The following is a 21,670-nucleotide window of genomic DNA, read 5'->3' as shown; positions in this document are numbered from 1 at the left end:
CCTATGATGAAGTACGACATTTTGAGCCAGCAAAACCAAGTACTATCCAACCTAAAGCAAATGCGATCCCGCCCATCGGGGTCAATTTAGATAGCATGCCTATAGGTAAAAATGTTTTTAAAATAATTAAGCCACAAAAGCTTAATAAACCAAAACCAAACAAACATGCCGCATATTGGCAAAGTTTATGTTTAGTTTGGTTAAATAAAAGCACAGCAATAAAAATTGCAATGCTGTGAATAAATGCAAAAAGTAATGCTGTTTCTAAATTGCTTACTTGCTGTAAGGATAGCTTATCCCCAGAATGAGACAACCAAGCGGCCATCAAAACACAAGCGGCGGCTATTATGCCAGAAAACGTCGATAAAATACTCATTAACATTTACTTTGTTCCTCAATAAAGGATTTAATTAGATTGGCCGCGGTTATTTTATGTTGTAAGTGCGTAAAACCAGACTTAACCCGAGGTTTTAAATCATGATCGCCATCTTCAACAAAATAAACATGAATATTGTTCGCCAAGCCATAATCATTAATTTCGGTTTTATTACCTAATGCATCTCGGTCACCTTGCACAATCACTACTGGTCTGTCGGTATTTTGTAGAGGTTCCAGGCGCAATTTTTCAGGTTTTTTTTGCGGATGAAAAGGATAACCAATACAAATAACACCACTCACTTTATCTTCATCGGCAACCATAGCGGCCACTCTTGAACCCATAGATTTCCCGCCAATAAACAAAGGCAATTCAGGTGAGTGCTGCTTAATACGATTAATATAACTTTCCTTTAAAACATCCATTTTACTTGGTGGTCGACGTTTACCATCTATTAAGCGCTGTTGCATATAAGGAAAGTTAAAACGAATTACGTTTATATGTCGTTCGTTTAACAACTGAGTAAATTCAGTCATAAAAACGCTATCCATATTTGCCCCTGCACCATGAGCAAATATCAAGGTTGCGATAGCGCCATCAACAAAATTTTGTTGGATTGATAAATCATCTGTTATTGCCATCAATTTAACTCTCCGCTATTAATATCATCTTCTTCAACTGCAATTGTGTTTAACACCCACTGACGAAATTGACTGATTCTGCCAATATCAAGCTGTTCATCTCTACAAACAATATAAAAGGCATCTTGATTCACCAACACTTGGGAAAACGGGGCAACTAAACGCCCAGCCTCAATATCAGGTTTTGCCAAAATATTATTCATTAACGCAACACCCTGGCCATGAATTGCAGCTTGCATAACCAATGCTGAGTGGCTAAAGATAGGTCCTTGATTAAGGTTGCTGGTTTGAGTATTTATACTTTTAAACCAACGCTTCCAATCTTTTCTCGATGAATCATGTAATAAAGTATGATTTTTCAAATCTACTGCTTTGATGATTGGCTTATCACTAGTTAATAGTGTTGGCGAACATACCGGAATTAAATATTCAGTTAATATTTTATCAGCCACCACATTAGGCCACGAACCTCGACCATAATAAAATGCAATATCAACATCATTGGTTAGAGTATTATCATCGTTATCAACGGCTTTTATTCGAACATCAATATCAGGATTATGTTTATTAAAATCAGTTAAGCGTGGAACTAACCATTGAATTGCCAAACTTGGTTGAATGGAAACTGTGATTGCGCCCTTCTCACTTTTTGCCAATAATTTTTGTGTGGCTTCGTGTAGGGAGACAAAGATATCTTTTATGTCTAAAAAGTAAGATTGACCTTCCTCTGTAAGCAACAAAGATCTATTTTTACGCATAAATAATTTTAACCCAAGATGCGACTCTAAAGATTTTATTTGGTGAGAAACGGCTGCTTGAGTAACAAATAATTCAGTGGATGCTTTGGTAAAGCTTAATAGTCGCGCCGATGCTTCAAAAGCTTTAAGAGCGTTAAGGGGGGGAAGTCGATTAGGCATAAGTTAAGCTATCTTATTATTCATTACATTTTCTAATGCGATTATAAATCAGCCAATAAAGTTTCGCTAGTTAAGCCATCAGCTAAAATGCAATTAACTCTAACTTACACATAAAATAAATCTATATTTATCCATAGGTTACAAACTATTACATTAGTAAACAATCCATTACTTGTTAAATTTATGTTGCACTGGTTAAATAGCACCATATTAATCACGAGGCTTAAGTCATGAAAAAGAACACAAATACAATTATCGCTATCGCAACTGCTGCTTTATTACCATTTTTTGCTTTTAATGCCGCTGCTGCCAATGAAGATAGTGCTGTTAGTCACGCTCAGGCACAACAAATTCGAATCGCTGCAATTAGCGTAGAAGACAACTTAGAAGCAATGCGTTTAGAGATGAACGAAGAGCAAAATGTTGAAATAGCTGCAATGACTCAACTTAACGAAGAGCAAATTGATCTTGAAGTTGAACACGAACTTGATAATAACGAAGAGTATCAAGAGTTGATTGCTGATTAATTCGGTATAGACTAGTACAGAATTTAAGCCACCCATGGCAATTCTAAGTTAATTCTTCCATGAATTACAGAATTCGAGCCATCCATGGCAATTCTAAGTTAATTCTTCCATGAATTAAAAAAAAAGCGCCTTATATCGGCGCTTTTTTGTTCTTTCAGTTCAGAGAAACCTTCCAAAGAAGGTACTCTTTAACTAAAAGCATTAATTAAGCGCGAATAACCCACGCCAAAAAACATTTTGTATCATCCACATTATTAAACTTCAATAACTGCGAACTCTTTTGATCTGTCACCACAATGTTGTGTTTATTGACAGAAATTGATTGTATCGGTGATTTAATTGAATAAATCGTACCATTATATGTATATGACATAATAAAACTCTTTTAATTTTGCGCACTACTTTTCGGAGTAATTGCGCATTAGTATAAAAAGCTTTTTATTGTTTGAACTTGGTAGTAATTGTTATAGCTAAAAATTTGCTATAAAAAACGACGATTATAATTTATAAAATGTATAACCAACAGTATGTATCGATTTATACCAACTTGGTATTATAGGATCGATAACTCAGACAACGATTAAGCTTTGTGTTTTGCGTGATGACTGACTGTGAAAGGGAAAGGCATAACAATAATTATCAAATGATAATTGGTTAAATAAACAAGATGGGAATAGTTAACGACGCAACTTTATAGGTATTTGTTTATAAAGTAAACATTTATTTTAATTAGGCAGCTACGCTGCCTAATTAAAATAATACTAATCAATGATTAAGGGAGGAAAAGATTTCACTAAATCATCAACGGCTTTCATTTGTAATAAATAATTTTCTAATGCATGAAGTGGTAATGCACAAGGACCATCACAAAGCGCTTTGTCAGGGTCTTCATGCGCTTCGATGAACAAGCCGGCAATACCTAATGCCATACCACTACGAGCTAACTGTGCAGCTTGAGCGCGACGGCCATCAGCAGAATCACTTCGGCCGCCGGGTTTTTGTAATGCATGGGTTGCATCAAAAATAACAGGGGCCATTTTTGTCATCTCATCCATTGCGAGCATATCAACAACTAAGTTGTTATAACCATAGCAACTACCGCGCTCACATAAGATTACGTTTTCATTACCTGCTTCGCTGAACTTATTGATGATATGGCGCATTTCATGAGCGGCTAAGAACTGTGGTTTTTTAACATTTACTACAGCACCGGTTTTTGCCATAGCAACGACTAAGTCAGTTTGACGAGCTAAAAATGCAGGAAGCTGAATAACATCGACTACTTCAGCTACAGGTTGTGCTTGGTAGGTTTCATGCACATCAGTAATAATTGGCACATTGAAGGTAGACTTGATCTCTTCAAAAATCTTTAAACCAGCATCCATGCCAGGACCTCGATAAGAATTAACTGACGAGCGGTTTGCTTTATCAAAAGAGGCCTTAAATACATAAGGAATACCGAGCTTAGTCGTTACTTCAACATAGTGCTCAGCAATTTTCATTGCCATATCTCGTGATTCCAGTACATTCATACCGCCAAACAATACAAATGGCTTGTCGTTAGCAACACTTACGTTGGCAAAATCTATCGTTTGTAAACCCATGAGAAATCCTTATTAAGAAACAACTTGTAAAATTTGGCCACATAACCAAGCCATGTATGTACCTACTGTATAGCCTAAAACAGCTAATAAAACACCTACCGGAGCTAAAGAAGGATGGAAAGCTGATGCAACAATAGGAGCAGATGCGGCGCCACCAACGTTAGCCTGACTACCTACGGCCATATAAAACAGTGGTGCTTTTATCAGTTTAGCCACAAATAACATCAAACTAGCATGTATTATCATCCAAATAGCACCTATAACGAAATAAATCGGTGCTTCAACAATCATGGTAACGTCCATTTTCATACCAATTGAGGCAATTAGGATATATAACATGACCGAGCCCACTTTACTGGCACCTACGCCTTCGAGTTTACGTAAACGGGTAAAAGATAAAATAATGCCAACGGTAGTAGCAAATACTATCATCCAGAAAAATTTACTGTGGAATGATAATTTGTCTAGTTCTGGAAAGTTAGTAACCATATAAGGCGTAATGGCATCAGCAAAGATATGAGCGAAACCTGTTACACCGAAGCCTATTGCTAAAATAATCATTAAATCATGAAGAGCAGGATTACGAGAGTGCTCGGCATGAAAATTTTCTACGCGCTCTTTTAAACGTGTAATCGCTGACGTGTCTGCGCCTGCTTTTTCATCAATTTGTTTTGCATTAGAGGCCATCACTAATAAAACTGCCATCCAAATATTTGCAACAATGACATCTACAGTGATCATAGCTGAGAAAATTTTATCACCAGCGCCGTAAATTTCCTTCATTGCAGCTTGGTTAGCACCGCCGCCAATCCAACTACCTGCGACAGTAGTTAAACCACGCCATACCGCTTCAGGGCCATCAACACCTAATACATCTGGAGCAAAACTCGCCACTATCAATAATGCTATCGGACCACCTAGCACAATACCTAAAGTACCGGTAAAGAACATGATTACTGCTTTTTTACCTAAGCCTGAAATAGCTTTTAAATCAACACTTAACGTAAGTAACACTAAACAGGTTGGCAATAAGTAACGTGATGCAACAAAATATAAATTTGACTCTTCACCACTAATAACGCCGAAGGTATTTAGTAAAGAAGGTAAAAAATAACATAATAAAACCGCTGGAACGTAGGTATAGAATCGTTGCCATTTAGGATTGCTACTATTAGCAGTATAAAAAACTAAACCAAGTAAAATGGCCAATAAACCAAGGACTGAAGCATCGTTAGTGATTAACGCTTGATTATGCATATCTTCTCCGAAAATGAAAATTATAGTAACCCTTCTACTGAGGGTTGTTTTTGTTAGCAATCAAAACAACGGCTAGATCCTGATTAGACCCTGAAATAAATTTAGGGCAATACTAACGCATTGAATTCAGGACAACCTCTGGTCGTTTTTTAATGAATAACAGTATCTACACTGCTGAACATGTCTAATTGCATTTGTAATATTTTAGCTTGTGGATCTTTAGGACAACGCTCAACAAAGTATTGATAGTCATCAAATGCAACTTTAAAGCAATCAAGTTGTTGCAATAAAAAACCTCTATCACGTCGATGATACGGATCATTTGGATTCAAAGCTAATATTAACTCAACACATTGTAATGCTTCAGAAAATTTTTGCTCTCTAATTAATGAATTTTTCAAAGATATTAAGTATTGAACAATTAAATTTTTATCACTAATGGCTTCTAACGTGACATGTTCATTTGGATTTTCGTCATTATTCAATCGTTGATCAAGCTCATACCAGTTAATTGGTGTGCCATCTAAACAATTAAATATTATGGCATAGTCTTCATCACAAACAATACGCAACATGACATCATTGGGTACATAAACCGCATCAATTTGAAAGCCACAGCAACGAATAATATGTAGCAGCAGTAAATTTTTTAACGCTGGTGCCATCGAACGAAAAGCCATTCCTTCATTAAGCTGATGAGTGTTAATAGGCCAATGAGGACGTGAATGATCAACAAATAGCTGCTCAACAAAAATTAGGTTCAGCAAATGCTCAGCTCGGTCTAATGCATCGTCTATATTTTCAATCTCTGATTGAAAAAGTTGAACGAACTCATTTATATCTGCCATATTTGTTGCAATAGCAGTTTCATCTAAAGCCAATAAGCTTTTTTCAATAAGGTTAATGGCTTGCATTGCGTTAATGTGGTCTGAGTTTAACTCAGACAATAATAAATCTTTCATCAAGTTTAAATATTACTCATGCCCAACGATTATCTGTTAAGCAGTTAAAATTAGGATCGTTACAATCGAATTAAAATAAAAAGTTTTGTTTAGTCATCGCTATTCGAGCAATTAATACCACCCACCCCATAGCACCAAGATAACCAATAACTTGCATAGTTTTATTACGAGCTAACTTTAAAGTGTAATAGCCAGTAAAGATGTAAGCTGCAACAGCAACTAACTTTTCAGTCATCCAATCTACCTGTCCAGGGTATAAGGAGTATTGAATCATCATAATTATCCCAAATACAAAAAGAAATGTGTCGATAACATGCGGGCTTATTTTCAACCACTTACTCTTTAGCTTTTCAGGATTGGTCATCAATAGGGCAAAACGAAAAGTAAAAAGCGCCACACTAATGGCAGCAAGAAGCATATGTAGATGTTTCATTGTATAGATAGAACCCTTATGGGTTTCAAAGCATAAAAAAATTGGCGCTAGAATAACATATTTAACAGGCTTTGTAAGCTCTTCAAAACAGTCATTCTTAATACTCAGCGGTGTGATTTTTATGCCTTTTAAAGTGGCTTTTTATACAGCTATCTATAATGTTTATTAATTGACCAGCGATTGTCAGATCACGGTTTAATTGGGATGGGATCTTTTATATAACGGTAATGCACAAAGTTATCCACAAGCTGAGTGGATAACTCAATAAGAAGCGAGAAGCTAGAAACGAAAAGCATAGTTACTTTTCGCCTCTAGGATTAAATAATTATAAATTTTTGGTAATGTGGTGCGAAGCCGCTGCAGTAAACACTACGTCGGTTGAGCTATTTAGTGCTGTTTCAGCAGAGTCTTGAATAACACCAATAATAAAACCTATTGCAACCACCTGCATGGCCACGTCATTATTTATGCCAAATAAGCCACAAGCTAGTGGAATTAGTAATAAAGAGCCACCGGCCACACCAGATGCACCACAAGCAGATACGGAGGCTACTACGCTAAGTAATAAAGCACTAGCTAAGTCTATCTCAATACCTAAGGTATGAGCCGCCGCTAAGCTTAATACTGTAATGGTTATTGCAGCACCGGCCATATTTATGGTCGCACCTAAAGGAATTGATACCGAATAAGTATCTTCATGCAAATCAAGTTGCTTACATAGGCGCATATTTACAGGGATATTAGCCGCCGAACTACGGGTGAAAAAAGCGGTAATACCTGAACCACGTAAACAAGTAAAAACAAGGGGATACGGATTTTTACGAGTAACTGCAAAAACAATTATTGGATTAACTACTAATGCCATAATTAGCATTGAGCCAATCAATACCAATAATAATTGTGAGTATTCAGCAAGCGCAGTAAAACCTGTAGTTGCAATAGTATTGGCAACTAAACCAAAGATCCCTAACGGTGCTAGTCTGATAACTACGCGGACAATCGCTGAAACGCCTTCAGCAATGTCGTGAACCATCAATTTAGTTGAATCATTGACTCGTTTTAATGCAAAACCTAAACCTAAACCCCAGGCTAAAATACCAATAAAGTTACCCGTTGCAATGGCATTAATTGGATTATCTACAATTTTAAAAGCTAATGTAGTAAGAACTTCATTTAACCCTTGTGGCGGTGTTGCAACAGCTCCAGCTAGATCGAGGGTTAGCGAGGTAGGAAAGAGAAAGCTCATTGTTACTGCAACAAAAGCAGCACTTAAGGTACCTACAAGATAAAGGCCAATAATAGGTTTTAATTCGGCATCACTGTCCATCTTTTGATTAGCAATTGATGACACGACCAACACAAACACTAAGATAGGTGCTACGGCTTTTAAACCATTGACAAACAAGCTACCTAATAACGAAAATGATTTGGCTGTATCAGGCGCTAAAACAGCTAAAATACAACCGAGTATGATCGCCACGATAATTTGATTTACTAGACTTACTTTTTGGATTTTTTGAAATAATGATGTGCTCACTATCAACCTTCTCTATTTATCTTTATGCCAAGTAATACTTAAGCATTTTTTCTTAGTATTAGCGGTAAAATCTTTATCGATAAACAAAGGTAATACGGCTGCGAGTTGTTCGTTAATATAAATTAATGGTAATCGTTTTCTTTGCCATGTTGGCACGTTTAGTTCTTGAAGTACTTTCTTTAATTCTCGACGTTGCTGTCTAAAATCCGGAAAACACTTAGGGTTACTATGTTTAAACGCTACCTTTAGTTTCTCTTCTCCATCGCTATAAGCCAAGAAGAATCGGTTTTTTTGGCTATTTTCATGCTGATTATTTGAACTAAAGTATAGCCTACCTAAATTATCTGGTAGTGAGACAACTTTTTCTTTTAATAATTCAGCGATAGTAAATTGTTTTTGCCACGCTGAAATATCACTGAAAACTTCAGTAATAAATAATTCTTGTTTAAAGCGACGTAAATAATAGTTCCCTACTCTAACTTCAGGGTTTTTATCTTCCTTTGCGCTAAAACAAGTTTTTATTACTTCTTCAATTTGTTTTTCTGAAGGTGCTAATTTGTTGTTTAATTTGATAAAAAATCGTAAAACATTAATTAATCTTTGTTTACTTAATTCCTTTAGTAAATCGATATTTAATGAATCTGCTGCTGTTTGACAATGCTTTATATCTGTCTCAGCCATTTGTTCAACTAATACTTGTGCCTGTTGGCAGTGTTTTGCACTCCGACTGGCGGTTTTTTTTATTTGCGGCCAACGTTGTTCAAGCAAAGGAATGACACTTTGCCTTAAAAAGTTACGGTCGAACTCTTGGTTTATATTCGATTCATCTTCGATCCATTTTAAATTAAAGGCATCTGCATATTGTTCAATTTGCTTTCTGCTTATCGAGAGAAATGGCCGAGCGATTACTCGGTTGCCACTGAAGGAGCGAACATCTTGCATTGCAGATAGGCCTTGAATACCTGAGCCGCGCTTTAATGCAAGCAGCAATGTTTCTAATTGGTCGTCTTGATGATGAGCTGTTAATACTATGCTATTAATAGCACTGTTATCGGTAATTGCCTGATAACGAACATCTCGGGCTAATGCTTCTAGGCTTTGCTGGTTTTGTTTATTAATCACAACTTCAACAGCTACATATGGTACACCTAACTGCTCTGCTTGCTGCTTGGTAAACTCCTGCCATGCAGTAGCATTTTCACTTAAACCGTGATTCACATGCACTGCGTGTACAGGTGCAATTAAAAATTCTTTAATTTGCGTTAAGCAATGTAATAAAACCTGTGAATCTACTCCGCCACTATAGGCAAGAACCACAGGTTTATTAGCAAATTCATCTTTAGATAAAAAGCTAAGTACTTGTTGGCAAAGTGGATTTAACGGTGTGTCAGTCATGTGGTAACGATATCATAAATCTTAGAAGCGAGAAACGAGAAAATCGAGAGACTAAAAACGAGACACGAAGACCTTGTGTTGTTGAACAATCGGGATTTTAGATCGTTTCAAATCCGAGAGCTAATCCTATTTCCTGAACTTATTTCTTTTTATAGTAAAAAAAAAGAGTGATTAATCACTCTTTTTTATATAGAAATGCGTAGCAGATCTATTAACAATAACCGAAAGTCATTAAACGCTGGTAGCGGCTTTCAATTAACTCATCACCTTTTTGGCCTTCGAGGCTAACCAGATCTGCTTTAATTTTTTGCTTTAAGCTATTTGCCATCATGTCAAAGTCACGATGAGCTCCGCCTAGCGGTTCATTAACGATATCATCAATTAAACCTAACTCTTTAATACGTGGTGCTGTTACACCCATTGCCTCTGCTGCAGTAGATGCTTTTTCAGCTGTTTTCCATAAAATTGATGCACAACCTTCAGGAGAAATTACAGAATATGTCGAGTATTCAAGCATATTAACTTTATCACCAACACCAATTGCTAATGCACCGCCTGATCCACCTTCACCAATTACGGTACAAACAATAGGAACAGTTAAACGCGCCATTACTTTTAGGTTACGAGCGATAGCTTCAGATTGACCACGCTCTTCAGCACCTATACCCGGGTATGCACCTGGGGTGTCAATGAATGTAATGATTGGCATGTTAAAACGCTCAGCCATTTCCATTATACGTAAAGCTTTACGGTAACCTTCAGGACGTGGCATAGCGAAGTTTCGACGAACTTTTTCTTTCGTACCGCGGCCTTTTTGATGACCAATAACAACTACTGGCTTACCATCTAAACGCGCTGTACCACAAATAAGTGCTTCATCATTTGCATAAGCTCTATCGCCTGCTAGTTCGTTAAAGTCAGTAAACATAAGATCTATATAGTCTTGTGTATAAGGACGACCAGGATGACGGGCAATACGACAAACTTGCCATGGGTCTAAATCAGAAAAAACCTTTTTAGTTTTCTCTTCACTTTTAGTACGAAGTTGAGCAATTTCAGCTTCTAAGTCTAAGTTTAAATCTTGACCTTGGTTAACCAATTGAAGTTCTTCAATTTTTGCTTCTAATTCTGCAATTGGTTGCTCAAAATCTAAAAAATTGAGTGACATATAATCTACCTAATAATTGTAATGCTAATTTTTTTAGCAAGTAACAAGGCTCGAAAAACGGCAATGTTACTATATATCTTAGTCTGTATAAAGTTTTTCGGATACTTTATACAAAGTCCATTGAATAATTTAAAACTCTAACGAGATGTTTTCTTCACCTAATAACACTTTTAATTCATGTATTAATGTATCGTCGGGTGACACTCGCCATTGTGTTCCTAACTCGATAGTAGCCTTAGCTTCATCGCGCTGGTAAAACATTTTAACCGGGCAGATACCTTCCTTATAAGGGGTAAGTATCTTAGTAAAATCTGTCATGAATTGCGGGGTCAACTGGCTTCTTAACACATTTAGATCTAAAGATTTAATGTTGTTTTCACGAGCTTCACTAATCGTCATGATTTCCCGGGCGGTCATTGTAAGCCCTCCGGAGTAATCATCAAAGCTGACCTGTCCTTTACAGACTAAAATTTCATCTTTTTGCAGTATTTCTTCGAAGCGATCATAGTCGTCAGGGAACAATCGCGCATCAATACGAGCACTTTTATCATCTAAGGTCACAAGTGCCCAGCGGCGGTTCCGTTTATTTACCAAAACTCGCACACCAAGTACTAAACCGGTAGCTGTCGATATTTTATCTTTCGCTCCGGGCTGTAAATTAACTAACCGGGTAGAGCCATATTTTTTAATTTCATCCAAATATCTATCAATAGGATGACCGGTTAAGTATAAACCTAGAGTTTCACGCTCACCGTCAAGCCAAACCTCCTCTCTCCAAGGTGCTATTTCCTTATACGTTTGCCTGGTTTCTTCTTCTTCAACGTTTATTAAGCCAAATAAGTCATCTTGGCCAATGGCTTGAGCTTTCGCATGTTGATCTGCCGCTTTAATCGCTTCTGGTAATGATGCAAACATCGCTGCGCGATGAGGACCTAAGTTATCCATAGCTCCAGATTTAATTAATCGCTCAAGCACGCGTTTGTTGGTTTTCTTTAAATCTAAGCGCGCACAAAAATCAAACAAATCAATGAAAGGACCGCCCTCTTCTCTGGCTGCAATAATTGCTTCAATTGGGCCTTCACCAACCCCTTTTACCGCACCGATACCATATACAATTTCATTATTTTCATTAACGGTAAATTTATATAAACCAGAGTTAACGTCAGGAGGAAGTAGCGTTAATTCCATATTGCTACACTCATCTACAAGGGTAACTATTTTCTCTGTGTTATCCATATCAGCCGACATTACCGCCGCCATAAACGGTGCAGGAAAATGCGCCTTCATCCATAACGTTTGATACGAAACAAGCGCATAGGCAGCTGAGTGAGATTTGTTAAAACCATAACCGGCGAACTTTTCCACCAAGTCAAAGATTTTCATCGCTAACTCACCATCAACACCGTTATCAATTGCTCCTTTTTCAAAGGTTGAACGCTGTTTTGCCATTTCTTCTGGCTTTTTCTTACCCATGGCACGACGTAACATATCAGCGCCACCTAATGAATAACCCGCAAGTACCTGGGCAATTTGCATTACCTGCTCTTGATATAAAATAATCCCATAGGTTGGTTCAAGAATTTCTTTTAATGATTCGTGCTGCCATTTTGCATCTGGGTATGAAACTTCTTCACGACCATGCTTACGCTCGATAAAGTTATCAACCATGCCTGAATCAAGTGGCCCGGGTCTAAATAAGGCCACTAATGCGATAATATCTTCAAAGGTATCTGGTTTTAGCTTTTCAATCAGCGATTTCATGCCCGATGATTCAAGCTGGAATACTGCTGTGGTTTTCGCAGCAAGCAACGTATTGAATGATGCTCTATCATCTAATGGGATCGCGGCAATATCGATAGGTTCTTTACCCAACTTGAGCAATTTTTCATCGGCCATTTCAATAGCCCATTGCAAAATAGTTAAAGTACGTAAACCTAGGAAGTCAAATTTAACTAAGCCGGCATCTTCAACATCATTTTTATCAAATTGTGTAACCGGGTTATTGCCTTCATCATCACAATAAAGCGGTGCAAAATCGGTGATCGTTGTCGGCGAGATAACAACACCACCAGCATGCTTACCGGCATTTCGTGTTGTACCTTCAAGAATACGACACATATCGATAAGATCTTTAACCTCATTATCTTGCGCGTAAACTTCTGGTAATTTAGGCTCTTCTTCGAATGCTTTAGCTAAGGTCATGCCAGGTGTCGGCGGGATCAGTTTTGAAATTCTGTCAACAAAACCATAAGGGTGCCCAAGTACACGACCAACATCACGTATAACCGCTTTTGCCGCCATTGTACCAAAGGTTATAATTTGCGAAACCGCATCACGGCCATACAACTCAGCAGTATGATCAATTACTTCATCTCGTCTATCCATACAAAAATCGACATCGAAATCAGGCATTGAAACACGTTCGGGGTTAAGAAAGCGCTCAAAAAGTAAGTCATATTCTAGTGGGTCAAGGTCCGTGATTTTTTGTGCATAAGCCACTAATGAACCTGCACCTGAACCACGTCCAGGGCCAACAGGAATATTGTTATCTTTACTCCATTGAATAAATTCCATAACAATTAGGAAGTAACCTGGGAAACCCATGTTATTAATTACTTCAAGCTCAATTTTTAAACGTTCGTCATATGGCTTACGTAACTCTTCAAATTCAGGCGAGTCTTTATCAAATAGAAACTCTAAGCGTTCTTGCAAGCCCTCTTCAGAAACTTTAACCAAGAAGTCTTCAATAGATAGCCCTTCAGTGGGAAAGTCAGGTAGAACATACTCACCTAATGTAACAGTAACATTACAGCGCTTTGCTATTTCAACTGAGTTAGCCAGAGCCTCAGGAATATCGCTAAATAGCTCAAGCATCTCTTGCTCACTGCGCAAGTATTGTTCAGGGCTATATTTCTTTGGACGTCTTTTATCATCTAGTGTAAACCCATCATGGATCGCAACACGAATTTCATGGGCGTCAAATAATTCTGAAGATAAGAAAACAACTTCATTGGTAGCTACAACAGGAAGTTGTTTTTGCTGTGCAAGTTCAACGGCTAAGTGCAGATATGCTTCTTCATCTTCTCGACCAGTTCGAATAAGTTCGAGATAGAATCTATCTGCAAAGTATTGTTGATAAAAGTTCACCATTTGATCAACAAGTTCAACCTTGCCTTTTAATAGTGCTTTACCTATGTCACCTTCCCGACCACCAGAGAGTAAAATAAGCCCTTCGCTATATTCTACAAGCCATTGTTTATCCAGAACAGCGCGACCTTGAATATGGCCACGTAAATAAGCATTTGAAATAAGTTCAGTAAGGTTTTTATAACCTTTGTTATCAGACGCTATAACAACTAAACGAAAAAGCTCATCTTCAAGCTCGTCACTTTTCACCCAAAAATCTGTACCTATAATAGGTTTCATGCCTGCGCCATGAGCTGCATGGTAATATTTAACTAAACCACAAATATTTGTTTGATCAGTTAACGCAACCGCTGGCATTTTTAGTTCTTCAGCTCTTGCAATAATTGGCTTAACTTTATTTAAGCCATCAGACATTGAAAAATCACTGTGTACGCGCAAGTGAACAAATTTAGGATCGGTCATCTGATTAATTTTGCTCCGCTAAAATTTTGGCTACTGGCTTGAAACTTTTACGGTAGTTGTTTAGTACACCTAATGCATTAATTTTTTCAAGATGAGCTTTGGTTGGATAACCTTTATGGCTGGCAAAACCGTATTCTGGATAAAGCTTATCGAGTGCTAACATTTCGTCATCACGAGCAACTTTGGCAATAATTGAAGCCGCACTAATTTCTGCCACTTTTAAATCACCTTTAATCACAGCTTGGCAAGGTAGACCAAAATCTGGACAGCGATTACCATCAACCAATACATAGTCTGCTTGCACATTAAGACCCGCGACTGCACGTTGCATGGCAACCATAGTCGCTTGTAAAATATTAATTTGATCAATTTCTTCAGGTTCACTTCGGCCTAAGCACCATGCTAGTGCTTTTTCTTTTATTTCGATGGACAACGCTTGGCGTTTTTTGTCGGAAAGTTTTTTAGAATCAGTTAAACCAACAATAGGATTATTCGGGTCTAGAATAACAGCGGCGGTTACAACTGCGCCAACAAGTGGTCCTCTGCCTACTTCATCGACGCCGGCAATAAAGTTTGCCACAGGCCTTATAAAATCATCAGTCATTCTGTTATTTCTCCGGCATTTCCAGCCTGTTATTTTTCTTTTTATTTAGCCGTACAATTACTTTAGTAATGCCATTACCGCTGCCGCGGCTTTTTCACTGGCATTTTGTTTTAGTACATTATGAATATTAGTAAACTCGCTAAGCAACTGGCTTTGATCTTGATATAATAATGGCTCAACATGCTGGGCTAAATTTTCAGGTGTTACTTGTTCTTGTAACAATTCGGGTATCAATGTTTTATTGGCGAGTAAATTAGGCAATGAAAACCATTTAATTTTAACCATAATGCGACCAATAACGGCAGTTAGCCAGTTAAACTTATAAGCAACTACCATAGGCCTCTTAATTAATGCTGCTTCTAAAGTGACAGTGCCAGACGCAGTCAGTAAACAATCAGCACTCGCCATTACTGTTTGAGTGTCGTTATTTATGATTTTGATATCAAGCTCTGGTGCATGCTCTTGTTGTATTTGTTTAAACTGCTGCTCACGAATGTCATTAATCACAGGTGCAATAAATTGCAAATCATTGTGCTGTTGTTTGATGAGTTTTGCAGTTGCTAAAAAGTCGGGTAATAAGATCGATAATTCACTGCCGCGCGAGCCCGGCATTATCGCTAAATATTTTTCATCTGTTGTTAAGCCAAGCTTTTCTCTAGCGCTAAGTTTATCACTGTGCATTGGAATGTCATCGGCTAATGGATGACCAACAAAAGTACAAGCAACATTGTGCTTATCATAAAAGTCTTTTTCAAAAGGTAATAAAGACAACACCATATCGGTGGCTTTATCAATTTTGAATATACGCTTCTCTCGCCATGCCCAAACAGATGGGCTGACATAATGTACGGTTTTTATACCTTGAGCTTTTAATCGTTGTTCAACGGTTAAATTAAAATCGGGGGCATCTATGCCAATAAAAACATCTGGCTTATGCTCGCCAAAATAATTAACAATAGATTTTCTAACATGTAGTAAGCGGCGCAACCGGCCAAGAACTTCAACAATGCCCATAACCGCGAGCTCTTCCATAGCATATAAGCTTTCAAAGCCGAGTTTGAGCATTTTAGGACCGCCAATACCAATAAACTTGGCATCAGGGTAATGTTTTTTTAATTCGCTAATTAAGCCAGCACCTAAGGTATCCCCAGAGTGCTCGCCAACAATAATTGCAAAGGTAGGTGCTTGTTTATTCAAGGGCATCCCTAAAGGTATCCCTAGCGAATAATGCCACGGCTAGAGTTATTGATAAAATCGACAAAGTCTTTAACTTCTTGGCAAGTGCTAGCAGACTCAGCTAAAGCAGAGGTTGCTTCGCTAATAGTTTTATTCTTGCGATACACTTCTTTATAGGCTCTTTTCACTTGCAAAATAACGTCTTTGTCAAAGCCACGACGTTTTAAACCTTCACTGTTTAAACCAAATACAGATGCTGGATGACCGGCAACCATCACATATGGAGGAATATCTTTAATCACGATACCGCCGCCACCAACGAAGCAATGTGAGCCGATATGACTAAATTGATGAGCTCCTGACATGCCACCAAAAATAACCCAATCGCCAACATGACAGTGCCCAGCTAAACACACTTGGTTAGCAAAGATACCATGGCTACCAATAACACAATCATGAGCAACGTGAGCACCAGCCATAAATAAATTATCGTCACCAATAATTGTTACAGACTCATCCTGGATAGTGCCGCGATGAATCGTACAGCTCTCACGAAAAACGTTATTATTGCCAATTTCTAAACGAGTTGGCTCACCCGCATATTTTTTATCTTGACAGTCTTCACCAATAGAAGAGTATTGAAAAATATTATTTCCTGAGCCAATTTTAGTCGGCCCTTTAATAACTACATGTGAATAAATAATACAGTCATCACCAATTTCAACATCATTGCCAATGTAAGTCCATGGACCTACTCGCACATTTCTGCCTAATTTGGCACCGGGTTCTATTATCGCTTGAGGATGAATCACGTTGTTATACACCTTTTCTCGCACACATTAAATCGGCACTACAAACAACTTTGCCGTCGACTTCTGCACGCGCCGAAAATTTCCACATACCACGACGCTCTTTAACAAGTTCTACATGTATATGCATAGTATCGCCTGGCGTTACAGGGCTTTTAAATCTCGCATTATCTACAGAAGCGTATAAAAACATTTCGCCATCTTTACCTTCAACGGATTTAAACCCTAAGACTCCACCTGCTTGTGCCATAGCTTCTAGGATCATTACGCCAGGAAAAATTTTAAAGTCGGGGAAGTGGCCTTGAAAAACAGGCTCGTTAACTGATACATTTTTTATCGCATGAATAGATTTACCTGGGACAAAATCAAGAACGCGATCAATTAATAAAAATGGATAACGATGTGGGATTAATGTTTGAATTTCTTCAACCGAAATTACGTTGTTCGTGTTGTCCAAAGCTATTTCCTTTAAATGAACAATGAGTGCATTGCACTCATTATTAAGTAAATCGTAATTAATTATGAACGATTACTTTTATTTATTATTTAGATCAATAATGGCTTTTTCAAGTTCAGCCATTTTTTTATACATGTCATCTAAGTGTTTATAACGAGAGGCATTTTTACGCCATTCTTTATTTGGTAATGATGGTATGCCTGAAGAATAAACACCACCCTCTTTAACCGATTTGGTAACCATGGTCATGCCAGTGAAAACACAGCCATCGGCTACTGTTATATGACCGTTTATTCCCACTAAACCAGCGATAGTACAGTTTTTACCTATAATTGTACTGCCTGCAATAACACTGCAAGCAGCCATAGCAGTACCCGATCCTATTTGCACGTTATGGGCAATTTGGATTTGGTTATCAAGAATAACATTTGCTTCAATAATGGTATTTTCTAGCGCACCACGATCAATTGTAGTACATGCACCAATTTCTACATTGTCACCAACAATAACAGAGCCTAACTGAGGTATTTTAACCCATCGACCTTGATCGTTTGCATATCCAAAACCATCACTACCGATAACGGTATTAGCTTGAATTAAACAGTTATGGCCAATTTCAACACGATGATAAATACTGACATTAGACCAAAGCTGGCTGCCACTTTTTATAATTACATCTTTACCGATAAAACAATTGGCACCAATTATAACGTTATCACCTAACGTTACACCGCTTTCAATAACCGCATTAGCGCCGATACAGACACCTTCGCCCAAAGTTGCATCTGCAGATATATCCGCAGATTTAGCAATTTCGTTTGCAGCTTTTGGCGTAGTATCAAGTAGCTGCGCAACCAGAGCGAACCCCAAATAAGGGTTACTCAGCACGAGAGCATTGGTTTGACAATATTTAGCGTTAGCTTCAGAAAGAATTACAGCGCTTGCTTTAGTTGTTTCTAAATGAGGGCGGTATTTGGCATTAGCTAAAAAAGCAATTTGCCCACTTCCGGCTTCAGTAAGTGTTGATAGTGATGAAATTTGACAATTGTCATCACCTTTTACTACCCCACCTAGTTTATCAGCCAATTCGCCTAATGTGATCATAATAACAATTACTTAGTTTTTGATGCTTGTTCTACAACTTTAGCTGAAATATCAAAATCTGGCTTAGCAAATGCTACAGCCGACTGTTGAATAACAAGGTCGTAACCTTCTTTTTCAGCAACAGAATCTACTGCGTCTTTAACTAACAATAAGATTTTTTGTTGCTCTTCTTGTTCACGACGTTTAAGTGCTTGTTGTAAAGGTTGTGCTTTACCAGCGTATTCTTGGCGCAAAGCAGTAATTTCTGCTTCTAATGCTTCTATCTCTTTCTTGCTTAAAATTGCTTCATCACGTTGACGTTTTTCAATTTTATATTTGATGTCGCCTTCCATTTTTTTAAGACCGTCAATCTGCTCTTTAAATTCAGCAGTGATCTTTTGTTGGATATCAGCCATTTGTGGTAATTGACCAATTACTTGCTGTACGTTTACAGTAGCAATTTTCTGATCTGCTGCTAAAGAAGTACCAGCAAATAACATGCTCGCTGCTGCCGCTGTAAAAGCAACTGATTTAATTAATGTTTTCAATTTTTTTTCTCCTAAATGAAAATCTTTTCTTAGGCGTTTTATCCGCCTTTTAATTGTTAGTATATTAAAACAATAGCTTTAAAAGGTTTTACCAATATTAAAACTAAAGAATTCGGTGTCATCGCCATCTTCACTTTCAAGACGTTTGGCAAAGTTAAATACCATTGGTCCCATCGGTGATAGCCATTGAATAGATAAACCTGCCGAGGTACGAATACGCATCGGGTCTGAGTAATCTTCTATTTTTTCAAACTCTATAGGGTTCAGTGCTGAATAATCTGAACGACTAAATTCAGTATCCCACACATTACCAGCATCAACAAACAAACTTGTTCGTACGCTGTTACTATAACTTTCGTCTAAAAATGGTGTAGGTACAATTAGTTCAACACCGGCAATTGCAATTGCATTACCACCAACAGATCTGTCAGAGACGACAATTGCGTCTTGATCTGGAGGGCTAACCTCTGGGTTATCCCCTGGAATACCAGGACTTTGACTAGGATAACGGTAAATTGCACGAGGGCCTACGGTGTTGTTTTCAAAACCACGTAAGGTATCTGAACCACCCGCTCTAAAGTTTTCCCAAAATGGTAATAATTGATCATTACCGCGGATATCTCCATAACCATTACCATAACCGGCTTCAAAACGAGTTAATAAAGACCACTTATGATCTCGAGTTAACGGGAAGTAATACTTGGAATCATATTTAATTTTGAAAAATTGTACGTCTGATGACTCTGGCGTTGTGATCTTACCTGACAATATTTGTGATGAACCAGAGGTAGGGAATGTACCACGGTTTAAAGTTACTCTAGATAACGTCGCGTTAATGTCGTAAGTTTCAAAGTTTAACTTTTTATCCGGATCGTTCGGATCCTTGAACACTTCATAAAACTCTTTAATTTGCTCGTAAGTTTGTAAATTAGAAATATCAGAGTTTTTGTAGCCAACACCAAGATTCAAACGCACATATTCGTTAATTGGAAAGCCCATGTTTATACCAACACCATAGGTGGTATTGTTATAGTTAACTAAGTTTGCTTTACCTGCATCAAATTCACTGTAGAAAACATTACCACCAAGCGAGATTGCATCAATAGTAAAATATGGATTAGTGTAAGATAAATTAGCACTTTGTGAATACTTCATCGTATTTACTTGAAATGCTAAACGGTTGCCTGTACCTAAGAAGTTATTCTGTTGGATACCGGCATTTAAGCTTAAACCAGAATATGAGCCATAACCTACACCCGCAGTAAATGAACCTGAAGGTTGCTCTTTAACAGTAAAGTCGACATCAACAAGATCTTCTTCACCTGGAAGCTGAGTCGTTTCAAACTCTACGGTTTCAAAGTATGGTAAACGTTGAACACGCATTTTTGAAGCTTCTAACCAGTTATTTGATAACCAAGCACCTTCCATTTGACGCATTTCACGTCGTAGAACTTCTTCAGAAGTAACATCATTACCGGCAAAGTTTAAGCGATTTACATAAACACGTTTACCAGGATCTACAGAAACAATAAGCTTAACAGTTTTATCTTCATCGTTAATTTCAGGAATTGTTTTTACTTTCGGGTAAGCGTAACCAAATCTTCCTAAAAACTTACTAATTAAGTCTTCTGTGTATGTAACTTCAGCACCGTTATAAAGCTCTTCAGTTCTTAACGGAGATATTGCTTCAATGGTTTTTTCATAACCGGCCATATCACCAATAAATTCAACTTCGCTAACGGTGTATTGCTCACCTTCAGTCACGTTCAAAGTAATATATACGCCTTCTTTATTTGGCGTCATTGACACTTGCGTAGAATCAACGTTATATCTTAAGTAACCTCGGTCAAGATAATGACTCTCAATCGTTTCCATATCCCCTTGCAGGGTTTGTTTCTGGTAACGATCTTGTGCCATAAAATCCCACCATGGCGAATCAAAGGTCAATTCTACTTTATCTAATAATAGCGCATCACTAAATATTTCATTACCAACTATATTAATTTGCTCAATAGCTGCAGCATCACCTTCTTCAAACTCAAAAGTAAGGTTAATTCGATTACGTGGTAAATGGGTGATTTTAGTGTTTACTTGTGCATTATACTTACCTACACCATGATAAAAGTCTTCTAAACCCGACTCTATTCCCGTAAGAACTGAGCGATCTAGTGTTTCACCAATACGGATATTACTGCCATCAAGGCTTTCCTGTAATTGCTCGTCTTTAATATCATCGTTACCTTCGAAGGTAATATCACTGATAGTTTCACGTTCTTTAACGCGAAAAAGCAGTTTATTACCATCACGAAAGGCTTTGATGTTATGAAAGTGACCAGATGCGTATAGCGACTTTATTGATTGAGAAATTCGAAAATCTGTCAATTCATCACCCACACTAATAGGGATATGAGTCAGTGCAGCACCAAGTGCAACACGCTGAAGACCTTTTATTTGAATATCATCTACTACAAACTCATCGGCTGCTTGCGCATTGATTCCGATGCTGCCTAATAACACTGCTAAGGCAAGTTTTTTTATTATCATGTGGTTAGTCAACTTTTCTAATA

General features: G+C 37.7%; 19 protein-coding genes. 1 reads left to right on the top strand and 18 read right to left on the bottom strand.

Features of this window, described 5'->3' with window-relative positions; genetic code table 11:
• Position 1 precedes the first annotated feature (1 nt).
• From RGQ13_RS06955 to RGQ13_RS06945, 3 genes are read right to left on the bottom strand one after another with little or no spacing between them, the layout of a single operon-like run.
• A complete protein-coding gene (locus tag RGQ13_RS06955; RefSeq protein ID WP_348392833.1) occupies positions 2–376 on the bottom strand; it encodes a DUF423 domain-containing protein in 375 nt (124 codons plus the stop codon).
• Positions 376–1,017 (bottom strand): alpha/beta family hydrolase, encoded by a 642-nt coding sequence (locus RGQ13_RS06950; protein ID WP_348392832.1) that lies wholly within the window; start codon positions 1,015–1,017, stop codon positions 376–378. Before RGQ13_RS06950 ends, RGQ13_RS06955 begins: the two co-directional genes overlap by 1 nt.
• Positions 1,017–1,934 carry a transcriptional regulator GcvA gene (locus RGQ13_RS06945; RefSeq protein WP_348392831.1) on the bottom strand — a complete coding sequence of 306 codons (918 nt, stop codon included), beginning with the start codon at positions 1,932–1,934 and terminating at the stop codon, positions 1,017–1,019. Before RGQ13_RS06945 ends, RGQ13_RS06950 begins: the two co-directional genes overlap by 1 nt.
• A gap of 230 nt (positions 1,935–2,164) precedes the next feature.
• Here RGQ13_RS06945 and RGQ13_RS06940 point away from each other — a divergent pair, with 230 nt between their 5' ends.
• Positions 2,165–2,461 (top strand): hypothetical protein, encoded by a 297-nt coding sequence (locus RGQ13_RS06940; RefSeq protein WP_348392830.1) that lies wholly within the window; start codon positions 2,165–2,167, stop codon positions 2,459–2,461.
• 761 nt (positions 2,462–3,222) lie between these two features.
• Here RGQ13_RS06940 and kdsA read toward each other — a convergent pair.
• The 15 genes from kdsA to bamA form a co-directional block, all read right to left on the bottom strand.
• Entirely contained in the window at positions 3,223–4,065 is an 843-nt protein-coding gene (kdsA, locus tag RGQ13_RS06935; protein ID WP_348392829.1) for a 3-deoxy-8-phosphooctulonate synthase, read from the bottom strand.
• Positions 4,066–4,077: 12 nt separating this feature from the next.
• The gene (locus RGQ13_RS06930; protein WP_348392828.1) at positions 4,078–5,322 is read right to left on the bottom strand and encodes a DUF819 family protein; all 1,245 of its coding nucleotides are present in this window, start codon (positions 5,320–5,322) and stop codon (positions 4,078–4,080) included.
• Between the two features lie 149 nt (positions 5,323–5,471).
• Positions 5,472–6,269: a tetratricopeptide repeat protein gene (locus RGQ13_RS06925; protein WP_348392827.1), complete on the bottom strand. Its 798-nt coding sequence runs from the start codon at positions 6,267–6,269 to the stop codon at positions 5,472–5,474.
• Positions 6,270–6,354: 85 nt separating this feature from the next.
• Positions 6,355–6,717, bottom strand: a complete 363-nt coding sequence (locus RGQ13_RS06920; protein WP_348392826.1) for a SirB2 family protein — start codon at positions 6,715–6,717, stop codon at positions 6,355–6,357.
• Between the two features lie 325 nt (positions 6,718–7,042).
• Complete coding sequence (sstT, locus tag RGQ13_RS06915) at positions 7,043–8,260, bottom strand: serine/threonine transporter SstT (RefSeq protein ID WP_348392825.1); 1,218 nt, start codon at positions 8,258–8,260, stop codon at positions 7,043–7,045.
• 6 nt (positions 8,261–8,266) lie between these two features.
• Positions 8,267–9,649, bottom strand: a complete 1,383-nt coding sequence (gene tilS / locus RGQ13_RS06910) for a tRNA lysidine(34) synthetase TilS (protein ID WP_348392824.1) — start codon at positions 9,647–9,649, stop codon at positions 8,267–8,269.
• A gap of 211 nt (positions 9,650–9,860) precedes the next feature.
• Positions 9,861–10,817: an acetyl-CoA carboxylase carboxyl transferase subunit alpha gene (gene accA / locus RGQ13_RS06905; RefSeq protein ID WP_348392823.1), complete on the bottom strand. Its 957-nt coding sequence runs from the start codon at positions 10,815–10,817 to the stop codon at positions 9,861–9,863.
• 129 nt (positions 10,818–10,946) lie between these two features.
• Positions 10,947–14,426 (bottom strand): DNA polymerase III subunit alpha, encoded by a 3,480-nt coding sequence (gene dnaE, locus RGQ13_RS06900; protein ID WP_348392822.1) that lies wholly within the window; start codon positions 14,424–14,426, stop codon positions 10,947–10,949.
• A gap of 4 nt (positions 14,427–14,430) precedes the next feature.
• Positions 14,431–15,030, bottom strand: coding sequence for a ribonuclease HII (gene rnhB, locus RGQ13_RS06895; protein ID WP_348392821.1), 600 nt, complete (start codon positions 15,028–15,030; stop codon positions 14,431–14,433).
• Between the two features lie 57 nt (positions 15,031–15,087).
• Positions 15,088–16,227: a lipid-A-disaccharide synthase gene (gene lpxB / locus RGQ13_RS06890; protein ID WP_348392820.1), complete on the bottom strand. Its 1,140-nt coding sequence runs from the start codon at positions 16,225–16,227 to the stop codon at positions 15,088–15,090.
• Between the two features lie 20 nt (positions 16,228–16,247).
• On the bottom strand, positions 16,248–17,018 hold the full coding sequence (gene lpxA / locus RGQ13_RS06885; RefSeq protein ID WP_348392819.1) for an acyl-ACP--UDP-N-acetylglucosamine O-acyltransferase: 771 nt from the start codon (positions 17,016–17,018) through the stop codon (positions 16,248–16,250).
• A gap of 4 nt (positions 17,019–17,022) precedes the next feature.
• Positions 17,023–17,472, bottom strand: coding sequence for a 3-hydroxyacyl-ACP dehydratase FabZ (fabZ, locus tag RGQ13_RS06880; RefSeq protein ID WP_348392818.1), 450 nt, complete (start codon positions 17,470–17,472; stop codon positions 17,023–17,025).
• A 78-nt stretch (positions 17,473–17,550) separates the two neighbouring features.
• Positions 17,551–18,576, bottom strand: coding sequence for a UDP-3-O-(3-hydroxymyristoyl)glucosamine N-acyltransferase (gene lpxD, locus RGQ13_RS06875; protein WP_405054174.1), 1,026 nt, complete (start codon positions 18,574–18,576; stop codon positions 17,551–17,553).
• 8 nt (positions 18,577–18,584) lie between these two features.
• Positions 18,585–19,103, bottom strand: a complete 519-nt coding sequence (locus tag RGQ13_RS06870) for an OmpH family outer membrane protein (protein WP_348392817.1) — start codon at positions 19,101–19,103, stop codon at positions 18,585–18,587.
• Positions 19,104–19,181: 78 nt separating this feature from the next.
• A complete protein-coding gene (bamA, locus tag RGQ13_RS06865; RefSeq protein WP_348392816.1) occupies positions 19,182–21,647 on the bottom strand; it encodes an outer membrane protein assembly factor BamA in 2,466 nt (821 codons plus the stop codon).
• Positions 21,648–21,670: the final 23 nt, after the last annotated feature.

Source organism: Thalassotalea psychrophila, assembly GCF_031583595.1.
GTDB classification, from domain to species: Bacteria; Pseudomonadota; Gammaproteobacteria; order Enterobacterales; family Alteromonadaceae; genus Thalassotalea_A; species Thalassotalea_A psychrophila.
This window is presented reverse-complemented; position numbering and strand designations above follow the sequence as displayed.

What these genes read in the sequence shown, in the direction of transcription:
- RGQ13_RS06955 (WP_348392833.1), bottom strand. Translation starts at nt 376, where the DNA reads ATGAGTATTTTATCGACGTTTTCTGGCATAATAGCCGCCGCTTGTGTT.
- RGQ13_RS06950 (WP_348392832.1), bottom strand. Translation starts at nt 1,017, where the DNA reads ATGGCAATAACAGATGATTTATCAATCCAACAAAATTTTGTTGATGGC.
- RGQ13_RS06945 (WP_348392831.1), bottom strand. Translation starts at nt 1,934, where the DNA reads ATGCCTAATCGACTTCCCCCCCTTAACGCTCTTAAAGCTTTTGAAGCA.
- RGQ13_RS06940 (WP_348392830.1), top strand. Translation starts at nt 2,165, where the DNA reads ATGAAAAAGAACACAAATACAATTATCGCTATCGCAACTGCTGCTTTA.
- kdsA (WP_348392829.1), bottom strand. Translation starts at nt 4,065, where the DNA reads ATGGGTTTACAAACGATAGATTTTGCCAACGTAAGTGTTGCTAACGAC.
- RGQ13_RS06930 (WP_348392828.1), bottom strand. Translation starts at nt 5,322, where the DNA reads ATGCATAATCAAGCGTTAATCACTAACGATGCTTCAGTCCTTGGTTTA.
- RGQ13_RS06920 (WP_348392826.1), bottom strand. Translation starts at nt 6,717, where the DNA reads ATGAAACATCTACATATGCTTCTTGCTGCCATTAGTGTGGCGCTTTTT.
- tilS (WP_348392824.1), bottom strand. Translation starts at nt 9,649, where the DNA reads ATGACTGACACACCGTTAAATCCACTTTGCCAACAAGTACTTAGCTTT.
- accA (WP_348392823.1), bottom strand. Translation starts at nt 10,817, where the DNA reads ATGTCACTCAATTTTTTAGATTTTGAGCAACCAATTGCAGAATTAGAA.
- dnaE (WP_348392822.1), bottom strand. Translation starts at nt 14,426, where the DNA reads ATGACCGATCCTAAATTTGTTCACTTGCGCGTACACAGTGATTTTTCA.
- rnhB (WP_348392821.1), bottom strand. Translation starts at nt 15,030, where the DNA reads ATGACTGATGATTTTATAAGGCCTGTGGCAAACTTTATTGCCGGCGTC.
- lpxD (WP_405054174.1), bottom strand. Translation starts at nt 18,576, where the DNA reads ATGATCACATTAGGCGAATTGGCTGATAAACTAGGTGGGGTAGTAAAA.
- bamA (WP_348392816.1), bottom strand. Translation starts at nt 21,647, where the DNA reads ATGATAATAAAAAAACTTGCCTTAGCAGTGTTATTAGGCAGCATCGGA.